This is a genomic window from Haloferax sp. ATCC BAA-644 (assembly GCF_000336975.1).
Classification (GTDB): Archaea; Halobacteriota; Halobacteria; order Halobacteriales; family Haloferacaceae; genus Haloferax; species Haloferax volcanii.
The window spans coordinates 1-18,258 of sequence record NZ_AOLF01000036.1 but is presented as its reverse complement, the minus strand read 5'-3'; the positions used below and the strand labels follow the sequence as shown (position 1 = coordinate 18,258).

Annotated in this window: 27 protein-coding genes and 3 tRNA genes; 13 read left to right on the top strand and 17 right to left on the bottom strand. The window is 66.4% G+C overall.

Annotation, left to right across the window (positions count from 1 at the left end; genetic code table 11):
* Positions 1 to 35: 35 nt before the first annotated feature.
* Together C458_RS15865 and azf are read right to left on the bottom strand one after the other, a co-directional pair.
* Positions 36 to 245 (bottom strand): hypothetical protein, encoded by a 210-nt coding sequence (locus C458_RS15865; RefSeq protein WP_008577204.1) that lies wholly within the window; start codon positions 243 to 245, stop codon positions 36 to 38.
* 158 nt (positions 246 to 403) lie between these two features.
* Positions 404 to 1,192, bottom strand: a complete 789-nt coding sequence (gene azf, locus C458_RS15860; RefSeq protein ID WP_004065250.1) for an NAD-dependent glucose-6-phosphate dehydrogenase — start codon at positions 1,190 to 1,192, stop codon at positions 404 to 406.
* A 101-nt stretch (positions 1,193 to 1,293) separates the two neighbouring features.
* Here azf and C458_RS15855 point away from each other — a divergent pair, with 101 nt between their 5' ends.
* Positions 1,294 to 1,635, top strand: a complete 342-nt coding sequence (locus C458_RS15855; protein WP_008577201.1) for a dihydroneopterin aldolase family protein — start codon at positions 1,294 to 1,296, stop codon at positions 1,633 to 1,635.
* 93 nt (positions 1,636 to 1,728) lie between these two features.
* A complete protein-coding gene (locus C458_RS15850) occupies positions 1,729 to 2,160 on the top strand; it encodes a DUF5790 family protein (RefSeq protein WP_008577199.1) in 432 nt (143 codons plus the stop codon).
* A 34-nt stretch (positions 2,161 to 2,194) separates the two neighbouring features.
* Here the strand turns inward: C458_RS15850 and C458_RS15845 are convergent, their stop codons facing one another.
* From C458_RS15845 to C458_RS15825, 5 genes are all read right to left on the bottom strand, one after another.
* Positions 2,195 to 2,917: a creatininase family protein gene (locus tag C458_RS15845; protein ID WP_008577198.1), complete on the bottom strand. Its 723-nt coding sequence runs from the start codon at positions 2,915 to 2,917 to the stop codon at positions 2,195 to 2,197.
* A gap of 44 nt (positions 2,918 to 2,961) precedes the next feature.
* Positions 2,962 to 4,899, bottom strand: coding sequence for an ABC transporter ATP-binding protein (locus C458_RS15840; RefSeq protein WP_008577197.1), 1,938 nt, complete (start codon positions 4,897 to 4,899; stop codon positions 2,962 to 2,964).
* 62 nt (positions 4,900 to 4,961) lie between these two features.
* Positions 4,962 to 5,846, bottom strand: a complete 885-nt coding sequence (locus C458_RS15835) for a NosD domain-containing protein (protein ID WP_008577196.1) — start codon at positions 5,844 to 5,846, stop codon at positions 4,962 to 4,964.
* 142 nt (positions 5,847 to 5,988) lie between these two features.
* Positions 5,989 to 6,258, bottom strand: coding sequence for a hypothetical protein (locus C458_RS15830; protein WP_007274880.1), 270 nt, complete (start codon positions 6,256 to 6,258; stop codon positions 5,989 to 5,991).
* A 40-nt stretch (positions 6,259 to 6,298) separates the two neighbouring features.
* Positions 6,299 to 6,796: a DUF192 domain-containing protein gene (locus tag C458_RS15825; protein ID WP_008577195.1), complete on the bottom strand. Its 498-nt coding sequence runs from the start codon at positions 6,794 to 6,796 to the stop codon at positions 6,299 to 6,301.
* Positions 6,797 to 6,889: 93 nt separating this feature from the next.
* Here C458_RS15825 and C458_RS15820 point away from each other — a divergent pair.
* Positions 6,890 to 6,963: transfer RNA gene (locus tag C458_RS15820), tRNA-Val, on the top strand.
* A gap of 234 nt (positions 6,964 to 7,197) precedes the next feature.
* Here the strand turns inward: C458_RS15820 and C458_RS15815 are convergent.
* Positions 7,198 to 7,401: a hypothetical protein gene (locus C458_RS15815; protein ID WP_004044421.1), complete on the bottom strand. Its 204-nt coding sequence runs from the start codon at positions 7,399 to 7,401 to the stop codon at positions 7,198 to 7,200.
* A 104-nt stretch (positions 7,402 to 7,505) separates the two neighbouring features.
* Here C458_RS15815 and C458_RS15810 point away from each other — a divergent pair, with 104 nt between their 5' ends.
* The 7 genes from C458_RS15810 (at position 7,506) to C458_RS15780 (ending at position 10,612) form a co-directional block, all read left to right on the top strand.
* Complete coding sequence (locus tag C458_RS15810; protein ID WP_008577194.1) at positions 7,506 to 7,904, top strand: VanZ family protein; 399 nt, start codon at positions 7,506 to 7,508, stop codon at positions 7,902 to 7,904.
* Between the two features lie 43 nt (positions 7,905 to 7,947).
* Positions 7,948 to 8,616 carry a hypothetical protein gene (locus tag C458_RS15805; protein WP_008577192.1) on the top strand — a complete coding sequence of 223 codons (669 nt, stop codon included), beginning with the start codon at positions 7,948 to 7,950 and terminating at the stop codon, positions 8,614 to 8,616.
* Positions 8,617 to 8,677: 61 nt separating this feature from the next.
* Positions 8,678 to 8,751: transfer RNA gene (locus C458_RS15800), tRNA-Phe, on the top strand.
* Positions 8,752 to 9,045: 294 nt separating this feature from the next.
* Positions 9,046 to 9,240 (top strand): cold-shock protein, encoded by a 195-nt coding sequence (locus tag C458_RS15795; protein ID WP_004057907.1) that lies wholly within the window; start codon positions 9,046 to 9,048, stop codon positions 9,238 to 9,240.
* A gap of 159 nt (positions 9,241 to 9,399) precedes the next feature.
* Entirely contained in the window at positions 9,400 to 9,594 is a 195-nt protein-coding gene (locus C458_RS15790) for a cold-shock protein (RefSeq protein WP_004057909.1), read from the top strand.
* A gap of 169 nt (positions 9,595 to 9,763) precedes the next feature.
* Positions 9,764 to 10,489: a DUF2270 domain-containing protein gene (locus C458_RS15785; protein ID WP_008577190.1), complete on the top strand. Its 726-nt coding sequence runs from the start codon at positions 9,764 to 9,766 to the stop codon at positions 10,487 to 10,489.
* Between the two features lie 49 nt (positions 10,490 to 10,538).
* Positions 10,539 to 10,612 (top strand) — tRNA-Phe (locus C458_RS15780).
* Between the two features lie 177 nt (positions 10,613 to 10,789).
* Here C458_RS15780 and C458_RS15775 read toward each other — a convergent pair.
* From C458_RS15775 to C458_RS15745, 8 genes are all read right to left on the bottom strand, one after another.
* Entirely contained in the window at positions 10,790 to 11,599 is an 810-nt protein-coding gene (locus C458_RS15775) for a hypothetical protein (protein WP_008577188.1), read from the bottom strand.
* A gap of 117 nt (positions 11,600 to 11,716) precedes the next feature.
* Entirely contained in the window at positions 11,717 to 12,109 is a 393-nt protein-coding gene (locus C458_RS15770) for a helix-turn-helix domain-containing protein (RefSeq protein WP_008577186.1), read from the bottom strand.
* 114 nt (positions 12,110 to 12,223) lie between these two features.
* Positions 12,224 to 12,871 (bottom strand): DNA-binding protein, encoded by a 648-nt coding sequence (locus tag C458_RS15765; RefSeq protein ID WP_004044429.1) that lies wholly within the window; start codon positions 12,869 to 12,871, stop codon positions 12,224 to 12,226.
* Positions 12,872 to 12,973: 102 nt separating this feature from the next.
* Positions 12,974 to 13,435: a pyridoxamine 5'-phosphate oxidase family protein gene (locus C458_RS15760; RefSeq protein ID WP_008577183.1), complete on the bottom strand. Its 462-nt coding sequence runs from the start codon at positions 13,433 to 13,435 to the stop codon at positions 12,974 to 12,976.
* 117 nt (positions 13,436 to 13,552) lie between these two features.
* On the bottom strand, positions 13,553 to 13,699 hold the full coding sequence (locus C458_RS18560) for a hypothetical protein (RefSeq protein WP_008577181.1): 147 nt from the start codon (positions 13,697 to 13,699) through the stop codon (positions 13,553 to 13,555).
* Between the two features lie 124 nt (positions 13,700 to 13,823).
* Entirely contained in the window at positions 13,824 to 13,985 is a 162-nt protein-coding gene (locus C458_RS15755) for a zinc ribbon domain-containing protein (protein ID WP_008577179.1), read from the bottom strand.
* Positions 13,986 to 14,055: 70 nt separating this feature from the next.
* Positions 14,056 to 14,454, bottom strand: a complete 399-nt coding sequence (locus C458_RS15750) for a helix-turn-helix domain-containing protein (RefSeq protein ID WP_004065264.1) — start codon at positions 14,452 to 14,454, stop codon at positions 14,056 to 14,058.
* A gap of 128 nt (positions 14,455 to 14,582) precedes the next feature.
* On the bottom strand, positions 14,583 to 15,038 hold the full coding sequence (locus tag C458_RS15745; RefSeq protein ID WP_008577176.1) for a pyridoxamine 5'-phosphate oxidase family protein: 456 nt from the start codon (positions 15,036 to 15,038) through the stop codon (positions 14,583 to 14,585).
* A 122-nt stretch (positions 15,039 to 15,160) separates the two neighbouring features.
* Here C458_RS15745 and nucS point away from each other — a divergent pair, with 122 nt between their 5' ends.
* Positions 15,161 to 15,943 carry an endonuclease NucS gene (nucS, locus tag C458_RS15740; RefSeq protein WP_008577175.1) on the top strand — a complete coding sequence of 261 codons (783 nt, stop codon included), beginning with the start codon at positions 15,161 to 15,163 and terminating at the stop codon, positions 15,941 to 15,943.
* Here the strand turns inward: nucS and C458_RS15735 are convergent, their stop codons facing one another.
* Positions 15,944 to 16,594, bottom strand: a complete 651-nt coding sequence (locus tag C458_RS15735; RefSeq protein ID WP_008577173.1) for a type 1 glutamine amidotransferase — start codon at positions 16,592 to 16,594, stop codon at positions 15,944 to 15,946.
* 160 nt (positions 16,595 to 16,754) lie between these two features.
* On the opposite strand from C458_RS15735, the gene C458_RS15730 reads away from it, so the two are divergent.
* Both C458_RS15730 and C458_RS15725 read left to right on the top strand, forming a co-directional pair.
* Positions 16,755 to 17,285, top strand: a complete 531-nt coding sequence (locus C458_RS15730) for a 50S ribosomal protein L16 (RefSeq protein WP_004044437.1) — start codon at positions 16,755 to 16,757, stop codon at positions 17,283 to 17,285.
* An 85-nt stretch (positions 17,286 to 17,370) separates the two neighbouring features.
* Positions 17,371 to 18,243 carry a RimK family alpha-L-glutamate ligase gene (locus tag C458_RS15725; protein ID WP_008577172.1) on the top strand — a complete coding sequence of 291 codons (873 nt, stop codon included), beginning with the start codon at positions 17,371 to 17,373 and terminating at the stop codon, positions 18,241 to 18,243.
* Positions 18,244 to 18,258: the final 15 nt, after the last annotated feature.

Genomic DNA, 18,258 nt, shown 5'->3' with positions numbered 1-18,258 from the left:
GGAGTCGTCGAACGTCGCTGGAGGCGGAGACCGTCTCAGAAGTACGCCTTTCTGATGACGAACGAGAGCCAGACGACCGGGGCGAGGGAGAGGAGCAAGCCGACGATACCTATCAGATACTCCCCTTCGACGAGTCCGCGCGCCCACCCTCGACCGAGGTGGAAGACGAACAGGGAGCAGACGAGTAACACCGCGTCGCGGAGCGAGAGTCCCGAGTTCTCCGCAGTGGAACCAAGTAATGACATTACGCTCCCATTCGTGTCGAATTTCTATAAATTTTCTCCCGGCACGTTCGCGCGTCTATGCCCGGCCGTGTCACGCGACGGCCCGGCCGTGTCACGCGACGGCCTGGCCGAAGAATCGGGGGGCGACGGGGCCAAACGTCGGAGTTCCGACGCCGCAGTCAGGCCTCGTCCAGCGGTTCGCCCTCGAAGGTGAACTCGGCGGAGTTGTCCTGTGGGTCGTAGCCGAGCACCGCGCGGGCGCGGTCGATAGAGTAGTACTTCCGGTCGTTGTCGGAGATGCCGTAGACGATTTCGTAGTCGTAGTCGGCCTCGATACAGCACTCGAAGAGATGCCCGCAATCGCGGTACGACAGCCACATCGCCTGCCCGCGTTCGTACTCCTTCGGCGGGTGGTGCTGGGTGAGGTTGCCGATGCGGACGTTCACGACCGAGATGTCGTGGTGGTCGTGGTAGTACCGGCCGAGCGTCTCGCCGGCGGCCTTGCTCACGCCGTAGAGGTTACTCGGGCGCGGCAGTTCCGTCCCGTCGAGTCGGAACTCGTGGTGCGGGCGGTACATGTCGGGCGTCCGGTCCGTCGTTTCGTACGCCCCGACCGCGTGGTTCGAGGAGGCGAACGCGAACTTCTCGACGCCGGCGTCGACCGCGGCGTCGAACATCTGTTGGGTGCCGTCGATGTTGTTCCGCAGGACGCTGTCCCACGGCGCTTCGGGACGCGGGTCGCCCGCGAGGTGGATGACGGCGTGGACGCCGTCCATGGCGTTTCGCACGGCGGTCTCGTCGGTGACGTCGGCGACGTACACCTCCGTGGAGTCGACCGAATCGGGAATCTTCTCGTCGGAGAGTGGCTCGCGGTCCAGTAGCCGCCAGTCGTAGGCGTCGCCGATGTGCCCTAGTATCGCCTGGCCGACGCGCCCGCCAGCCCCCGTCAGCAAAACCGGCTGGTCCATTCGGTGTAACCTCCGACGAGGGAGGCTAAGTAAGGACCGATTCGCGCTCGCTGGACCCTTCGGACCGCCGAACTTTAACCCGGAGCGACGGTGTTCCCGGTATGGTCACAGACCCGCAGACGGCCTGCTTCGAGGCGGGCATCAAGTTCGGGACGCTCTATCACCAGTTCGCCGGCACGCCGGTCTCACCCGACAGCGCCCGGAGTCTCGAACGAGCCATGGCCGAGGCCATCGAGAACCAACCGCACTGCGAGTCGGTCTCCGTGCACATCCTCGACGACGCGCTGGACGCCGAACTCGCCGAGTCGACCGCCGACTACACGGAACTCACGGGGCGGTTCATGGAAGTCGAGATGGAAATCGACTACGAGGGCGTCCGCGTCCGGACCGAAATGGAGATGGAAGACGGCTACCCGCTGATGAAGCTCGTGTCGGTCGAGTGAGGTCGGAAAACGGCCGCAACCGCGACCGAGTCGTTCGATTTCACTTTCACTTTCGGGGTCGTTTTTAAACCCCCGCGCGCCGAACGTGTGAGCATGAGTCAAAGCACGCTCGGCGACGACGACCTGTTCGGAGAGGCGGCGGCGGAGATGCGCGCCGACGTCGAGGAGCACCTCGACGAGGCCCGGTCGGCGCTGCCCGACTCGGACGACGTGTGGGACGCGGAGGCCGACAACGTCCTCGGCGTCCTCAACGGCCTCCGCTCCTCCCTCGACGTCGAGGGCGCGGCCGAGCACGTCCGACAGGCCAAGAAGTGGTACGTCATCGGCCAGCGCGCCGAGGCGTTCGACGACCCCGAAGACCTCGAAGCGGCAATCGAAGAACTCGAAGCACTCATCGAGATGGTCGAGGAGGCCCACGAACTCGTCGGGGAACTCACCAACACGATGCCGCAGCTTCGCGGCGCGCTCACCGACGCGGCGGAAGCGGCCGACGCGGACGACGAGGACGAGGAAGAAGAGGAGTAACAGTAGCTCTCCCCGGCCCGCCGTTGCGAGCCGCTCAGTCGAGTTGCCGGCGTTCGACCGCGTCGAGGAGCGACGCGAGCGAGTCGGCCGCGAGCGATTCCAGTTCCGCGCCGCGTTCGGCGTCACCCTCGGCCGGGTCGCCGACGACGCCGTTGTCGGTGAACTCGTCGGAGTCGTGGGCGAGGTTGACGCCCGAGACCCACTCGCCCCAGCGGTCGGACCCGCCCGCGCGGGCCTCGTCGATTCGGTCCTCGCGGACCAGTTCCGGATGCGTGTGGCGGAGGAGTGCGGTTTCTAACGGGCCGCCGTGGCCCATGTCCGAGGAGTGGTCACCGACGGCGTCGAACCACGTGAACGCGACCGCGTAAACGTCGCCCGTCCGCGAGACGCGCCGACAGAGTTCCGCGAGCGCGTCGATGTTGCCGCCGTGGCCGTTGACGACGACGACGCGGTCGAAGCCGTGGTGGGCGAGCGATTCGATTGTCTCGCGGACGTACGCGCGGAAGGTGTCCGGCGAGACCCACAGCGTACCGTCGAAGGCGCGGTGTTCCTCTGCGACGCCGACCGGGATGGTCGGGCCGACGACGACCTCGCCGTCGAACGCGTCGGCACCGGCCTCAGCGACCGATTCGGCGTTGAGCGCGTCGGTGCCGAGCGGCGCGTGCGGGCCGTGCTGTTCCGTACTTCCGACCGGGAGGACCGCGAGGTCGGCGTCGAGGTCCGCGATTTCGGTCCAGGTGGCCTCGGAGAGTCGCATGGCGACAGAAGGGACGGCCCCACCCTTAGTGGTGGGCGCTTCGCTCAGTCGTTGCCGGCGTCGACCTCGGCCTGCCGGCGGGCGGCGCGCTCGACGAACTCGTCGGGGAGTTGGTCGATTTCGCCGGCCTGCACGCCCCAGAGGTGGGCGTAGAGGCCGTCTTCCGACAGGAGGTCGTCGTGGGTGCCGCGCTCGACGATGCGGCCGTCTTCGAGGACGAGTATCTGTTCTGCGTCCTTGATGGTCGACAGGCGGTGGGCGATGCTGAACGTCGTCCGGTCGGCCGTGAGTTCGTCAAGCGAGCGCTGGATGAGCATCTCCGTCTCGGTGTCGACGTCCGACGTGGCCTCGTCGAGCACGAGGATGTCCGGGTCCTTCAGGATGGCGCGGGCGATGGAGACGCGCTGGCGCTGGCCGCCAGAGAGCTTCACGCCGCGCTCTCCGACTTTGGTGTCGTAGCCGTCGGGGAGATTCGAGATGAACTCGTGGGCCTCGGCGGCCTTGGCGGCCGCGACGACCGCCTCGTCGTCGGCGTCGAACGTCCCGTAGGTGATGTTGTCGCGGACGGTCCCGTAGAACAGGAACGTCTCTTGGCTGACGTAGGCGATGGACTCCCGGAGGCTGGCGATGGTCACGTCGCGCACGTCTTGGCCGTCGACGCGGACGCGCCCCGCGTCGGGGTCGTACATCCGCATCAGGAGCTTGAGAATCGTCGATTTCCCCGCGCCGGTGGGCCCGACGAGCGCGAGCGTCTCGCCGCCGTCGACCTCGAAGGAGATGTCCTCGACGATGGTCTCGCCGTCGCCGTAGCCGAAGGTCACGTTCTCGTACTCGACGCGGCCCTCGGAGACGGCGAGGTCGGGCGCGTCGGGCTGTTCGGCCAGCCGCGCGGGCTCGTCCATCAGGCCGAAGATGCGGGCGCTGGAGGCGTGGGCGCGCTGGTACATGTTGATAATCTGCCCGAACTGAGCCAGCGGCCAGACGAACTGCTGGGTGAGCAGGATGAACGTGACGAACTCCCCGATTTCGAGGTCGCCGGTGAAGGGGCCGGGGCCCTGCCCGTTGATGACCCACAGGCCGCCGACGACGAAGGTGAGCGAAAAGCCGATACCGGCGAGGATGCGGAGCGCGGGGAAGAACTTGATGCGGGTGTTGATGGCGTCCCAGTTGGCGTCGAAGTAGTCCATCGAGACGCCGTCGACGCGGTCGGACTCGTGGGACTCGGCGTTGAACGTCTTGATGACCTGAATGCCGCCGAGGTTGTTCTCCAGCCGGGAGTTGAGTTTGCCGACCGACGAGCGCACGTCGGCGTACTTCGGCTGGATGATATCGACGAACTTCCACGTGAACAGCGCGATGAGCGGGACCGGCAACAGGGCGACGAGCGCGAGCTGCCAGTTGTACGAGAGGAGGACCACCGCGATGGCGACGACCATCACGAACAGGCGGAAAAAGGAGTTCATCCCGTCGTTGAGGAACCGTTCGAGGCGGTTCACGTCGTTCGAGAGGATGGACATCATCTCGCCGGTCTGCTTGTCAGCGAAGAAGTCCATGTTGAGCAGCTGCATCCGGTCGTAGGTGTCGGTCCGAACGTCGTGTTGAATCTGCTGGGCGTAGGCGTTCCATCCCCAGTTGCGGAGCCAGTGGAACACCGCGCCGGCGGTGAAACTGAACACGATGATGCCGACCGCCAAGAGGAACTGGCCGTCTCTGGTCGCGGGGACGTACGGGGCGACCCACGCCTCGGGGAGGACGGGAAAGCCGGCCGCGAACGACGTCTCCTGCCGGATGATGGCGTCGATGGCGAGCCCGAGGACGACCGGCGGCATGAGGTCGAGCACGCGGGCGGCGACGCTCGCGAGGACGCCCACGACGAACTCGAAGGTGTTCTCGCGGCCGTACTCGGCAAACAACCGCCGCATCGGGTTGTCGATCCGCTCGCGCTGGTCCTCGAACGGGTCGTCGTCGGTTTCAGGGGACACGACAACCGTTCAGGGGGCGCTCGCAGTAAAGTACTCGGGTGGGAGAGCGAGCCGCCGGTAGATCAACAGGAGGCGTTCCGAACCGTGTTCCTGCTCGAACCGCCGGATTCGACGACCGGCTGTTGGCTGACGCCGCAGAGGTCGTTCTGGATGAGTCGGTTGCGGTGGGAGTCCTCCAGCGTGACGCCGTGGGCCAAGAGGCCGGTCGTCACGACGTTCCTGTGAATCGCGTTACGGTCGCTTCCAACGAGTTCGAACCCGGCGATGATGATATCGACCTCGTTCTCGACGAAGCGGTTTCGGTGGCTGCCGCGGAGTTGGAAGCCGGGACCTTCTCCGTCGACGAGATTCCGTTGGAAGCTGTTTTGCGTGCTCCCGTACAGCGAGACCTGGATGGTGTCGGTTCTAAACTCGGAGTCGACGAACTCGTTTCGGTGCGAATCCGTGAGCGTGAGCACGACCGGACTGACGAGCGTACACGACTCGAATCGGGTTCGCTCAACTCGGTCGAGAATCACGCCCCTGACGCTCGGCGTGAAGAAGCTCGTGTTCGTCACCGCACAGCGCGAGGAGTCCGTGACAACGAACTGTGGTCTCCAATCGTCCGGATGGCCAACGACCTGCGAGTCGGCAATCGTCACCCGGCTCGAATCGGTGATTCGACCGCCCTTCGTCAGCACGATGTCGGTTATCGAGACGCGACTGCCCGAAATCGTCGTCTCGCCGTTCACGGCGTAGCCCCGGCCGTCGACGCGGACGTCGTCGGCAAGAATCTCCAGACAGTCGAGGTTTTCGTCGAGGGAGTACCGCCCCGACTCGGTGATGCTCGCACATCCCGAAAGCAACTCCTCGTCGGTCCGAGGTTGCAACACGCCCGGCACGAGCGCCGGCAGCGCGGCGAGGCCCAGCCCCCGAAGCGCTCTTCTCCTCGTGAGTCGAGTCGACATGACACCCGTTCAACTACAACACGTCGGGACAAATACAGATATTGTGAGATGCATACCAACTATGTATCAATATTCGTGATGTACTGCAACGCCGACTGGTAGGCGAGTCGGGGCGAGTCGGACGCGTCGTCGCACTTGCCGCTCAGACGACTCGGTCTTCGACCTCGGGGTCGATACCGGCCTCGACGAGGTCCTGTCGGACGCGCTCGCGCAGCGGGTCGGGAACCGTGTCGCGGCCGACGGGGACCGCGACCTCGCCGTCGCCTTTCACCTTCCAGTAGAGGACGCAGTCGGACGGTTCGTAGTACTCGATGCTGTAAGCGTCGTCAGCCCCGCGGTAGTGGACTCGCGCGGCGAACTCCTCGGCGCGCCAGCCTTCGAGTTCGGAGAGCGCCGCGACGTGTGCTGTCATGGTCGGGTCAACGGTCGCCGGCCCTTCGGGCGTTTCGCTTCTACTCGACTTCGACCCGGTCGCCCGACTCGATGCCGGTCTCGTTCGTGTAGCCGTAGGGGAGTTCGAGGACGTACTTCCCGGTTCCGCGATAGCGGGTGCGGTCGGATTCGCTCGTCCCCTCGGGGTCGAGTTCGGCGTGGTGAATGCGCGTGATGGTGCCGTTTTCGGCGACGAAGACGATGTCGAGCGGGAAGTCCATGTCGCGCATCACGTAGGCGTAGGTGCCAGGCGAGTCGTGGACGAACCACATCCCCTCGTTTTCGGCGAGCGATTCGGTGTCGCTCAGGCCGGTAAAGCGCTTGGCGCGGGTGTCGGCGACGCGGGCGTCGACGGTCGCCAGGGTCTCGTCGGTCTCGTCGTCGACGACGGTGAGCGTGGTCCGTTCGTAGCCGTCGGTCGAGCCGGGGACGACCGCGGGGTTGGTGAGATACGCGATGCTCGCGACCGCGACGACGACCGCGACGACGAGCAGGGCGGTCCGCGCACGAGAGGTCATTGCCGGACGTGACGGCCGCCGCGCGTCTAAGGATTCCGGGGACCGGTCGAAACGAAAACCGTTATGAGCGCGAACCGATTCGATTGAGGTGCAGGGCTCGTGGTCTAGTTGGTTATGACGCGGCCTTTACAAGGCTGAGGTCGGTGGTTCGAATCCGCCCGAGCCCATCAGATTTTGTGACGAACCGAACGGAGAGTCACAAATCTGTTCCGTGAGGGCGGGAGAACCTTGCGGCAACCGAGCGTAGCGAGGTTGACGGAGTGGTTCGAATCCGCCCGAGCCCACTAATTCTGTGCGAGCGACAGCGAGCACGAATTCGTGAACCGAGGGCGATTCGAATCAGGGAGCGAACGGAGTGAGCGACCGAGGTTCGAATCCGCCCGAGCAACCAAACCGCCGACTCACACGCTCCGTTGCATCACGAGCAGCGACATCGGGACACTGGCGGCGACGAGACCGAACGCGCCGCCGACGAGCGGGTCGACGCCCAGCGACGGACCGAGGAGGTAGCCGCCGACGAACCCGACCGGGTCGAGCACCAACGCGAGGATGACGAGCTGTACTGCGAAGTTCTTCGACGTGAACCAGCGGGGGAGTAGTGACACGGTAGTCGAAACGTGTCTTCCACCTGCTATTTAGTTCCGTGTGGTCGCAGTCGAGCCACGAGGACGCGAACCCTTTTAGGCCGAGACGGACCCACCACCGAGTAGTGAACCCAATCGCGCGACTCCGCGAGAACCCGCGGCGGGCGGCCGTCGCCCTCGGGTACGCGCTCGGCGTTTTCGCGGCGTCGGTCGCGCCGACGCCGCCGGGGAGCCTCGCACCGATGGGACCGCTCGGAGTCGTCGGCCTCGACAAATGGGTCCACGCGGCCGGGTACGCCGGTCTCGGATTCGCCTTCGCGTCCGCGGTGCGCGCGAGGGGACGCGACGAGGTCGCGGCGGCCGTCCTCGCCGCCGGCGCGTTCGGAGCGGGTATCGAACTCGTGCAGGCGGTGCTCCCGTATCGGTCGTTCGGCGTCGCTGACGCGGGGGCGAACCTCGTCGGCGCGGTCCTCGGCGGGGTCGTCTGGGTCGCGACCGTTCGGGTCGCGGGCGCTCGGGGGTAGGTTATCTCACCTCCTCTCCAAGGGGACACGGACGGTGAGGGCAATGGGCACGAGACGACTCATCCGGGCACTCGGTCTCGCGGGAATCGGCGTCGTCGGGACGTACCGCCTCGCGGTTCGGCCGTGGCACAGACGCTGGGGGACGACCGACGACGAGGCGACGGGCTGGCTCCCCGGCGACGACTTCGTCGGCGACGCGGACGTTTCTTCGACGCGGGCGATTACGATTACGGCCCCCGCGCGAGCGGTCTGGCCGTGGCTCGTCCAGTTGGGACAGGGCCGCGGCGGCTTTTACAGCTACGAGCGACTGGAGAACCTGTTCGGCTTGCAGATTCATAACGCGGACCGAATCCTCCCGCAACACCAGCGACTCGACGCGGGCGACGAGATACGGCTCGGCCCGCCGGGGTCGGGCGCGCCGTCGTTCCGGGTCGCCTTCGTGGACACCGAGCGCTGCCTCGTGTTGAGGGCGCCGGGGTGGGAGACCGGCGAGAGCCGGGCGACGTGGAGCTTCGCGCTGCGCGAGGTGGCACCCGATGCGACGCGGCTGGTCGTCAGATTCCGCGGGCGGTCGGAGACGCTCCGCGAGCGCGTCGTGAATCGGTTGGTCGTCGAGCCGGTCCAGTTCGCCATGGAGCGGAAGATGCTCAAAGGGATTCGTTCGCGGGCGGAGCGGGCGCGAGCGAGCGCGACGGGCGGTCGGCACCGCTGACCCAGCGCCGACGGGCGATTCGAAAGTCTTTTTGATGCGGTCCGGCTTCGGGAGAGTGCGAGCCGCCTTAGCTCAGACTGGGAGAGCACTCGACTGAAGATCGAGCTGTCCCCGGTTCAAATCCGGGAGGCGGCATATTCTGAGATTCTGAGCGGCGCGACAAATCGAAGAAACGACGCCGGACCGATTTGAACCAGCGAGCAACTCGGAGAGTTACGAGTGAGGTTCAAATCCGGGAGCCGGGGAGCGAAATAGAACGTCGGGGCCGAGAGTCACCTCCGAAAAACGACAACCAAATCATCAACGACGCAATACGAACGACGCGGAATCTGGGCGGTTTAACCACGGAGAGTCGTCTATACCGCACTACGGGAATCCGAGGCGTGCTTCAGAAGACTTATCAGCGTGAGGTCGTTTGATTCAAAGGCAATGGCGAAAGGTAAGGTCGACTTCTTCAACGACACTGGCGGCTACGGTTTCATCTCTACTGACGACGCGGACGACGACGTGTTCTTCCACATGGAAGATGTTGGCGGTCCGGACCTCGAAGAGGGTCAGGAAATCGAGTTCGACATCGAGCAGGCCCCCAAGGGCCCGCGCGCGACGAACGTCACCCGCCTCTAAGCAGGCTTCCGTTCACCGCAGTACATTCACAGACTGACGAACTTTCCTCCGTTTTTCACGACCGCGAGCGGCGGCGCTCGGTGGCGAGTCGTCGACTGTGCGAGCGACACCCACACATGCGGAAAGGTTATCCGTCCGCAGAGTCGTTGTACAGTCGCAATGGCGAAAGGTAAGGTCGACTTCTTCAACGACACTGGCGGCTACGGTTTCATCTCTACTGACGACGCGGACGACGACGTGTTCTTCCACATGGAAGATGTTGGCGGTCCGGACCTCGAAGAGGGTCAGGAAGTGGAGTTCGACATCGAACAGGCCCCCAAGGGCCCGCGCGCGACGAACGTCACGCGCCTGTAATTCGGGTTCCGAATTCAGTACCGGACGAATCGATTTCTGAGCGTTTTTTCACACCCCTGAGCTACGGGACCGTCCGGTGCGAGGCCGGCCGGAGCGCAGGAGACACCGTCCTCGGTCCGTAACCCAGAAGGCTCTTATCCTCCGGTAGTTGTGCATCAAACGAACAACAATGTCTGACGACGGGGAGCTGAAACCTCCCGCGGGAATGGACGACACCCACATCGGCGCGGGCGTCTTCGACGAGACGATGGGGCCGGGGTCGTCGTTTGCGCACCTCTATCGGGGTGAGATACACCGGATGAAATCGTGGCGGGAGCGGCTGGACCGGACCAGCAACTGGGCGATCACGCTGATGGCCGGGATTCTGACGTGGTCGTTTTCCGCACAAACGCATCCGCACTACATCATCCTGCTCGGAGTGGTGACGCTGAGCATCTTCCTCAGTATCGAGGCGCGTCGCTTCCGCGCGTACGACATCTGGCGCTCTCGGGTTCGGCTGATTCAGCAGAACGTCTGGGCGTACGCGCTCGACCCGGACGGCGGCGTCCTCGACGAGAACTGGCGGGAGAAACTCGGCGAGGACTACCGCACGCCGAACATGAAAATCCCCTTCGAGGAGGCGCTGGCCCACCGGCTCCGGCGGGTGTACCTGCCGCTGTTCCTCGTGATGCTCGCCGCGTGGGTCATCCAGTTGACGACGTACACGGACGGGACGACCCTCGTCGGGAGCGCCGGCATCGGCGGCGTCCCCGGAAACATCATCGTCGCGTTCGTCGCCGGGTTCTACGCGACGCTGCTCGGCATCTCGTTCCGCCCGCGCGAGTGGCACGTCAACGGCGAACTCATCCCGAGCGACGTGACGGGGTGGGAGGAGTCGGAGTACGGCGGGTCGTAGCGCCGCAATTCGAAATGGTTTTTTCGCTCCTGCGCGTCTGTCGAATCGCGCCGCCTTAGCTCAGACTGGGAGAGCACTCGACTGAAGATCGAGCTGTCCCCGGTTCAAATCCGGGAGGCGGCATTTTTCTGCGAACTACCGAGAGAGCGAAGCGACCGAGTCGTGAGCAGTAAAAATGCCACCCGACCGGATTCTGAACCAGCGAGCAACTCGGAGAGTTGCGAGTGAGGTTCAAATCCGGGAGGCAACCGTTCTCAGGCTGAGTTCAAATCCGCGACAAAAACGAAACCGTCACCCCGCCTACGCCCGCGCCTCGTCGAGCCACGCGGGTTCCTCGACGGTCGTCGAGCCGACGCCCGTGAGCGAGTACTCCCACGACCCGGTCACCTCGGTCCCGTCGTCCATCCGCCCCGAGAACGCCCACGATTCGTGGCGCGAGAGGCCGTCTTCGTCGACGAGGACGGCGTACTCGAAGCTCGTGACCTCCAGATTTCCGGGCTCGCCTTGCGCCGCGGCCGAGCCGGCGAGAATCAGCGCCTCGTTCGCGGCCGACAGTTCGTAGCGTTCGACGGACGCGCCGTCGAACGTCTCGGTGCCGGCGAACGTCAGGTCGTCGTCAGCGCCGTACGCGCGGGCCTGCGAGAGCGCGATGGCGGTGGCGAGAACCTCCGTCGACCCCTCGTACGAGGTGTACGTGGCCTCGTCGTCGCCGCCGACGCGGACGTACGTCACGCCGTCGGCGACGTACTGCTCGACGCCGCCCGCGTCGGACTGGCCGTCGGTCGTCGAGGTCGTGCGACTGTACGACCGTTCGGCGTCGAGGTCGGCGGCAAACTCGCGGGTGACCGCGGTTTCGACGCCGTCCGCGTCGACGCCGGTGTACGACCAACTGACGGTGAAACTCCCGGCGTCGCGGAGCAGGCGCTCGGGGTCGCTCAGTTCGAAGTCGTCGCCGTCGCTCGACGCGCCGGTGTCCGCGCTGCCACCGCCGTCGGTGGGGGTATCGGTGTCGTCGGCGTCGGCGGCCGGGGCGACATCCGCGCCGCCGGCGCACCCGGCGAGAAGCACGAGGACTGCGATAAGTAAGACGGGAATGCGGTTGGAGTACACGACGGCGATACGACGAGGAGAATCTTAAGTAGGCACAGCGAACTGCGTCGTTCGGCGCTGTCGATGGCGAGTACGGGACAGGAACCGTGCGAGCGCGGCGCTCAGACGGGCCGGCGCTCAGGCGGTCACCGACGCCGACTGCGCCACGTCGCGGTGCGAGACGCGGACCTCGACGCCCGACGGGGTGACGGAGACGGTCACGTCGTCGACGGTGCGTTCGTATTCGGCGGTGTGAGTTCCGGACCGAGAGATGCGCAGGCGCTTCGAGAGGAGGCCGGCGTCCACGAGCGGGTCGAGCTTTCGGTAGGTGGTCGAAAGCGGGAGGTCGCACGCCGCGGAGAGTTCGCTCGCAGAGCGGGCGATACCGTCGGTCGCGTCGAGGATGCGTCGGCAGTCGTCGTCTTCGAGAAGCGAAAACAGCGCGTCGACCTCGTCGTGGTCGTCGACGACGCGGGGTTCGGAGGCGGCCGTTGCAGAGCGGAAATCGAACGGGAGCGAAGCCTGACTCATACTGTTGTAGAACCGGCGAACGGGGACCAACTGACAACCCCGATAGCGTGGGACGTTTATATACTCCCGCCGGCAGACTCGGATGGCGAGGGGGCCGGCGGCGACGGCGGGTCGCTATCCTTCTTCGAGCACGTCGCCGAGCAGTTTCGTCAGGGCGGCGGCGAGATGTTCCGAGAACGTCGATTGGTTGATGTCGAGTTCGGCGGCGACCTCGGTCGCGTTGGCCCCGCGCGGGCGCTCGAAGTAGCCCATGTCGTAGGCGGTCTGGAGGACTTCGAGTTGGCGGGTGGTGAGTTTCCCGCGGTCGACGAAGACGCTATCGCCGGGGGCGTCGCCGGTGGGCGAGCGCACGAGGCGCTTGATGTCGAGGCCGGGGAAGCGGTCGCGAAGCTCACCGATGACGGCCTGTAACTGCTCGTAGTCGGCGGCGTGGAAGACGAGCGTCAGGCTGCCGCGCTGGGCGAAGTAGCGGTCGACCGGACAGCCGAACTCCCCGAGGCACTCGCAGGGACAGTCGGCGCTCCCGTCGTGAGTGTAGCGGTAGAGGTGCTTCGAACCGTAGGAGAAGATGGGTTCGAGCGCGGACGCGTCCGGCGGGTCGTCGGCCTCAAGGACGAACTCGGAGACGCTCACCTCGCCGGGGGTGGAGACGACGCTGGTCGAGACGGAATCGACGACGGAGTCCGTCGAGTGGGCGACCGAGGCGACGGGGCAGACCGACGGCGAGTCGAACTCGACCGTGGCGCGAATACCGGCGGGCATGAGGTTACGAGCGGGCGAGTCGGGGTTCGCCGCGGGACGCGCTGACCGCCGCAGCGACGACCGTCGCGACAGGGGCCGCCTCGGAGGCGACGACCGCGGACATTACTGGTCGGACTCCGCGGCGTCCAGTTCGACGGCGCGCCCGCCCAGCGTCTCGGGGTCGAGTTCGAACAGTTGGATGTCGAGGTCGCGCTTCGTCTCGCCCCAGATTTCGAACAGCGGACGCTTTGCCTTGCCGTACTGGACGATTCGTTCGACGGTCAGCTCGTCGGGGTCGACGCGTTCGAGCGTCCCCTCGGCGATGATGCTCCGATAGCTCCCGTCGTTCGACTCGTGGACGACGAGTCGGGCCCGCGGCGACGACGTGAGAAACTGCCGTTTTTCGCTTTCGGGTGTGGAGACGAGTCGGAGATAGAACCGACCGCTCTCGCCGTCGTAGCCGTAGGAGATGGGAATCGCGTATGGTTCGTCCGCCTTCGCGAGCGAGAGGACGCCCGTCTCGTGACGGGACAGGACCTCGCGTATCTCGTCGGGCGAGAGTTCGGTCTGTTGGTCCAGAGACATCGGTTCGTACCACCAGACTCGCGGCCGACGTAATTACTGTTACTTCTCGGCACGCCCGAGAGAGTCGAGTCGGGTGATATCGGCGGACTCGGTCGCGACTCGGTCACGGGCGCGCGCTCAGGTAGTCGAGAAGGCGTCGGTCGTGAGCGCGGCGCTGCAGACGACACGGCCGTTTTCGAGGAGGGCGTCGCGCATGGAGTCGTTGACCAGCATGGACTCCGCACACTCCGGGCAGACGAATGTGTAGTCCGCGCTGTCGCTCATGTGGTTCGTAGTACGCGTGGCACACGTATATGTAGCCTACTGTTTTTCGGGTGCCGGGGACGCGGCGAGGCGAGCGCCCCGACCGAGCGCGGGTTCGGTCGCGGGCGCGACCGAAAAGCGAGACTCACGCGGGACATGGGTCGAAGGCGTCATCCGAGACGGGGCTTCCGCAGATGGGACAGCCGCGTTCGAGGACCGCGGCGCGCATCCCGCCGTTGACGGCGAAGCCCTCGCCGCACTGCGAACACGTGAACTCGTAGTCGTCCGTCGTCGTCGTCGCGCTCATCAGTCCACCTCCGGCGAGGCGAGCGCCGTCTCGGTTCGCTCCGTCCGCCGCGCGGCGGTGCGCGTCGCGGTCATCGCGACCGGCCCTCCGCGCCGTCTTCGCCGCCGTCGGTGGCGACCTGCCGGAACGCGAGCGACACGCCGGCGTCGTCGAACGAAAACGAGAGCGTGTCGAAGTTGGTCGCGAACTCCCGCGGGTGGTGCGTCGCCGTCTGGACCCGCAGTCGCTCGTCGAGGAGCGACGCCTCGGTCAGTAGGTCGAGCTTCCGGTAGACCGTCGACAGCGGCACGTCACAGAGTTCGGCGCACTCCTGTGCGGTTCTCGGAGCCTCGTCGCAGGCGGCGAGGATTCGCCGGCTGTCGCCGTCGCTGAGCGCCGAGAGGGCACTCGACGGGTCGGAGAGGACGTGGCTGCGGCGCGAGTTTCGGGTTAACGACTGTTCGACGGCGGAGACAGATGACGTGTTCATACTTCGATAGACGGCCGACAGCGGGAGGTATCTCCGCCCGCGCTATCCGGGGTGGTTTAAGTACTCGACCCGTCGCAGGCTTCGAGTCGGGCCCGTCTGCGGCGCACCGCGGGGTTCGAACTCGGCGCTCACGCGCGCCGGCGCTGAAGCCCTGTCCGGGAGTCGATGCGAAGCTCCCAGCCGAGGATATCCTGCATCGGCTCCGTCTCCGAGAACAGGGTCGGATACCACGCGTTGTCTTCGAGCGCGTCGCGGACGCGGTCCCAGTCGCCGTCGTCGACCCGGCGGAGTTCGCCGTCGACGACGACGCTCTCCCACTGGTCCCGCGACGGGGCGTTCCAGACGGTGAAGCTCGCGCGGGCGGTCCGCTCCGCGAACTCGGCCTTCTTCGAGGACTCGCCGGGCCGGAGGAAGACGAAGTAGAGCCGCCCTCGGTCGGCGTCGTAGCCGAACGAGAGGGGAATCCCGTAGGCGACGCCGTCGTCCGCGAGCGAGAGGACGCCGACGCCCTCCTCGCGGAGCAGGCGGTCTATCTCCTCGGCCGGCATCTCGATGCGGTTGTGTTGGGCGAAGTCAGGGGCCATGGGAGATATACGCACGGAGAGACCATAAGCCTGCCAGCGAACTGACCCGTCTAACCAGCGTCCCTCGACGCGGCGACGCGGGGCTTATCCCCGGTGACGACGAACCGCGGGACGACACCCGGATGACGGTGAACACACTCCACCGGCCGACGCACCGCGACGCCCTCGTCCACCTCGAAGCCGCCTTCGAGCGCGGCGACATGGTGACGATATTCGGGCGGTGCACGGTCGATTACGACGGCCGCGCGACGAGCGAACTCGGCCCCGGCGACCGGCTCGTCGTCCTGAAGCCGGACGGCTCGATTCTGGTCCACACCGACGAGAAGCGGACGCCCGTCAACTGGCAGCCGCCGGGCTGTACCCACGCCGCGAGCGTCCGCGACGGCCGGCTTCGGGTCAGAAGCACGCGCACGACCCCCGACGAGCGCCTCGACGTACAGTTCGAGCGCGTCGAGCAGTGTTCGGCCTACGCCGTGAACGACCGGAGCGACCTCGAACTCGTCGGCAGCGAGGAGGACCTACGTCAGCACATCCTCTCGGAGCCCGATGTCCTCGAACCGGGGTTCGAGCCGCTCGAAACCGAGCGACAGAGCGACGCGGGCGCTATCGACATCTTCGGCGAGGACGCAGAGGGCGTTCCGGTCGTCGTGGAGTTGAAACGGCGGCGCGTCGGTCCCTCGGCGGCGAGTCAGCTTCGCCGGTACGTCGACGCGCTCCACCGCGAGTTCGGTGACGAAGAGCCGATTCGCGGCGTCCTCGTCGCGCCCTCGGTGACCGAGCGAGCGGGCGATATGCTCGACCGCGAGGGGCTCGAGTTCGTCGCGCTCGACCCCGAGACGGGCGAACCGCCGGTCGATGACGAGAAAGCCGACGGCGACGAAGGACCCGACAGCGACGACGCCTAATCAGTCCAGCCCGGCGGCGGCGACGAAGTTCGCGACGGTTCGGGCGGCGGTCACGTCGTCGAAGTCGCGGTCGGCGTCGTCGTCGGGCCAGCCGAAGTCGTCGGCGACGCGGTCGAGGAGGCCGGCCGTGAACTCGGGGTGGTACTGGACCGTCCAGACGGGCGCGTCCTCGTGGCGGGTGGCGAGGTGGTCGTAGTAGTCCGCGGAGGCGACGGTCTCCATGCGGTCGCCGGGGGCGACGACGTAGTCGCCGTGAACCATCGGGATGCGTCCGGAGACGCCGTCGAACAGCGGGTCGTCGTCGAGGTTCACGTCGGTGATACCGCGGCGTTGGTCGCCGGCTTCGACCGTGCCGCCGAGGGCGTCGTTGACGAGTTGGTGGCCGAAACAGACGCCGAGCGTGGGCAGTTCGCGGGCGACGAGGTCGCGGGCGAGCAGGCGCGCGTCGTCGAGCCACGGTCGCTCGTCGGTCTCGTAAACGCCCGCGGTGCTCCCGGTGAGAACGACGGCGTCGACGTTCGAGAGCGTCGGGAGGCCGTCGTCGGGAAGCGAGTGAACGGTCCCCTCGCGGCCGTCGAGGGCGAGGTCGGCGAGCGCGTCGGTGAAGTACGCGGGGCCGTCCGCAGGCATACAGTCGCAGACGAGCAGCATGGGCAGAACCGTGGCGGCGGCGGCGCATAAGACTGTCTCCCGGCCGGGACGGTCGGTCCCTGCGACGAACCGGCGTGCGAGGGGCTGACACGACCGCGGCGGGCGAATGAAGCTTCGAAGCGTTTTTAGCCCGCCTGACCCTTCGGTTTCACAAGTAACCATGTCAGACAAACCCGCCTCTATGTACCGGGAGATTACGAACCCGGCGTACACCCGACGCGAGTACATCACGGGTATCCCCGGTTCGAAGATCGCACAGCACAACATGGGCGACCTGCAGGCCGACCCCGAGGACTACCCCGTCCAGATCAGCCTGAAGGTCGAAGAGGAAGTGCAGATTCGTCACGGGTCGCTCGAATCCGCGCGTCTGTCCGCCAACCGCCTCATGCTCAAGCACGCGGGCGAAAAGCAGTACAAGATGATTCTGCGCAAGTTCCCGCACCACGTCATCCGCGAGAACAAGCAGGCGACCGGCGCGGGTGCGGACCGCGTCTCCGACGGGATGCGCCAGTCGTTCGGGAAGGTCGTCGGGACCGCCGCTCGCATCCCCAAGGGCGAGACGGTGTTCACCATCTACTGCGACGTCGAGGACGCCGAAACGGCGAAGGACGCCTTCCGCCGCGCGTACAACAAGATGTCGCCGCCGTGCCGCATCGTCGTCGACCGCGGCGAAGAGCTGCTCGTCGCGTAAGTTCGCGTCGGCGCGTCGGTGCGTGCTCGGAACGCGCCTCGCCTCGAACCCACCATTTTTGCCCCGGGACCCCGCCTCGTAGCGTATGCTTCGGTTGGCGGTCACCACCTCCAGCGAGACGTTCGAGCGAATGCGCGACCCGCTCGGGGACCGCGGCATCGACGTGGCACACCTCCGCGCCAAGGAGTTCGCGCTCGACCTCTCGACGCCGCCGGCCGAGTCGTTCGACGTGGGCTTCGTCTATCCCACGCGGCCGATGGAAGGCGGCGTCGTCACCGCCAGACACGACATCCCGTGGGTGAACACGCGCGAGGACGTGCTCACCTCGCGGAACAAGGCGGGCGTCATCGCGGCGCTCGAACGCGCCGGCCTACCGGTCCCGCAGAGCGTCTGCGTCTCGAACCCGGCGGGCGAGTCGGACCTGCTCGACGCCGTCGAGTCGGCGGGCCTCGACTACCCCGTCGTCGTCAAGCCGAACTCCACGACGCGCGGCGTCGGCATCGCCAAGGCCCACGACCCGGACTCGCTTTCGGGCCACGCGGACGTGCTGGGCCTCGTCCACGACTTCCGAGCGACCGGCGACAAGTCGTTCCTGATTCAGGAGTGGCTCCCGGACGCGCGAGACTACCGGGCGATGGTGCTCGACGGCGAGGTCGTCGGCGCGGTCGAGCGCCGCCTGTCTGACGGCGCGCGCGACGGCGGGCGCTGGAAGCACAACGTCCACCGCGGCGCGGAGGCGGTCGGGGTGACCCTCCCGAAGCGCCACCGCGAACTCGTCGAGTCGGTCGCCGACGAACTGGGCATCCGCTATCTCGGAGTCGACCTGCTCGAATCCGACGGGCGGGTCGTCGTCTCGGAGACGAACGCCCGGCCGACCATCGACGACGACGCGAAGTACGACGCCGACTTTTTCGACCGACTGGCGGCGCTCATAGAGCGGGTCGCAAAGAAGTCCTGAGCGGGCCGTAGCGAA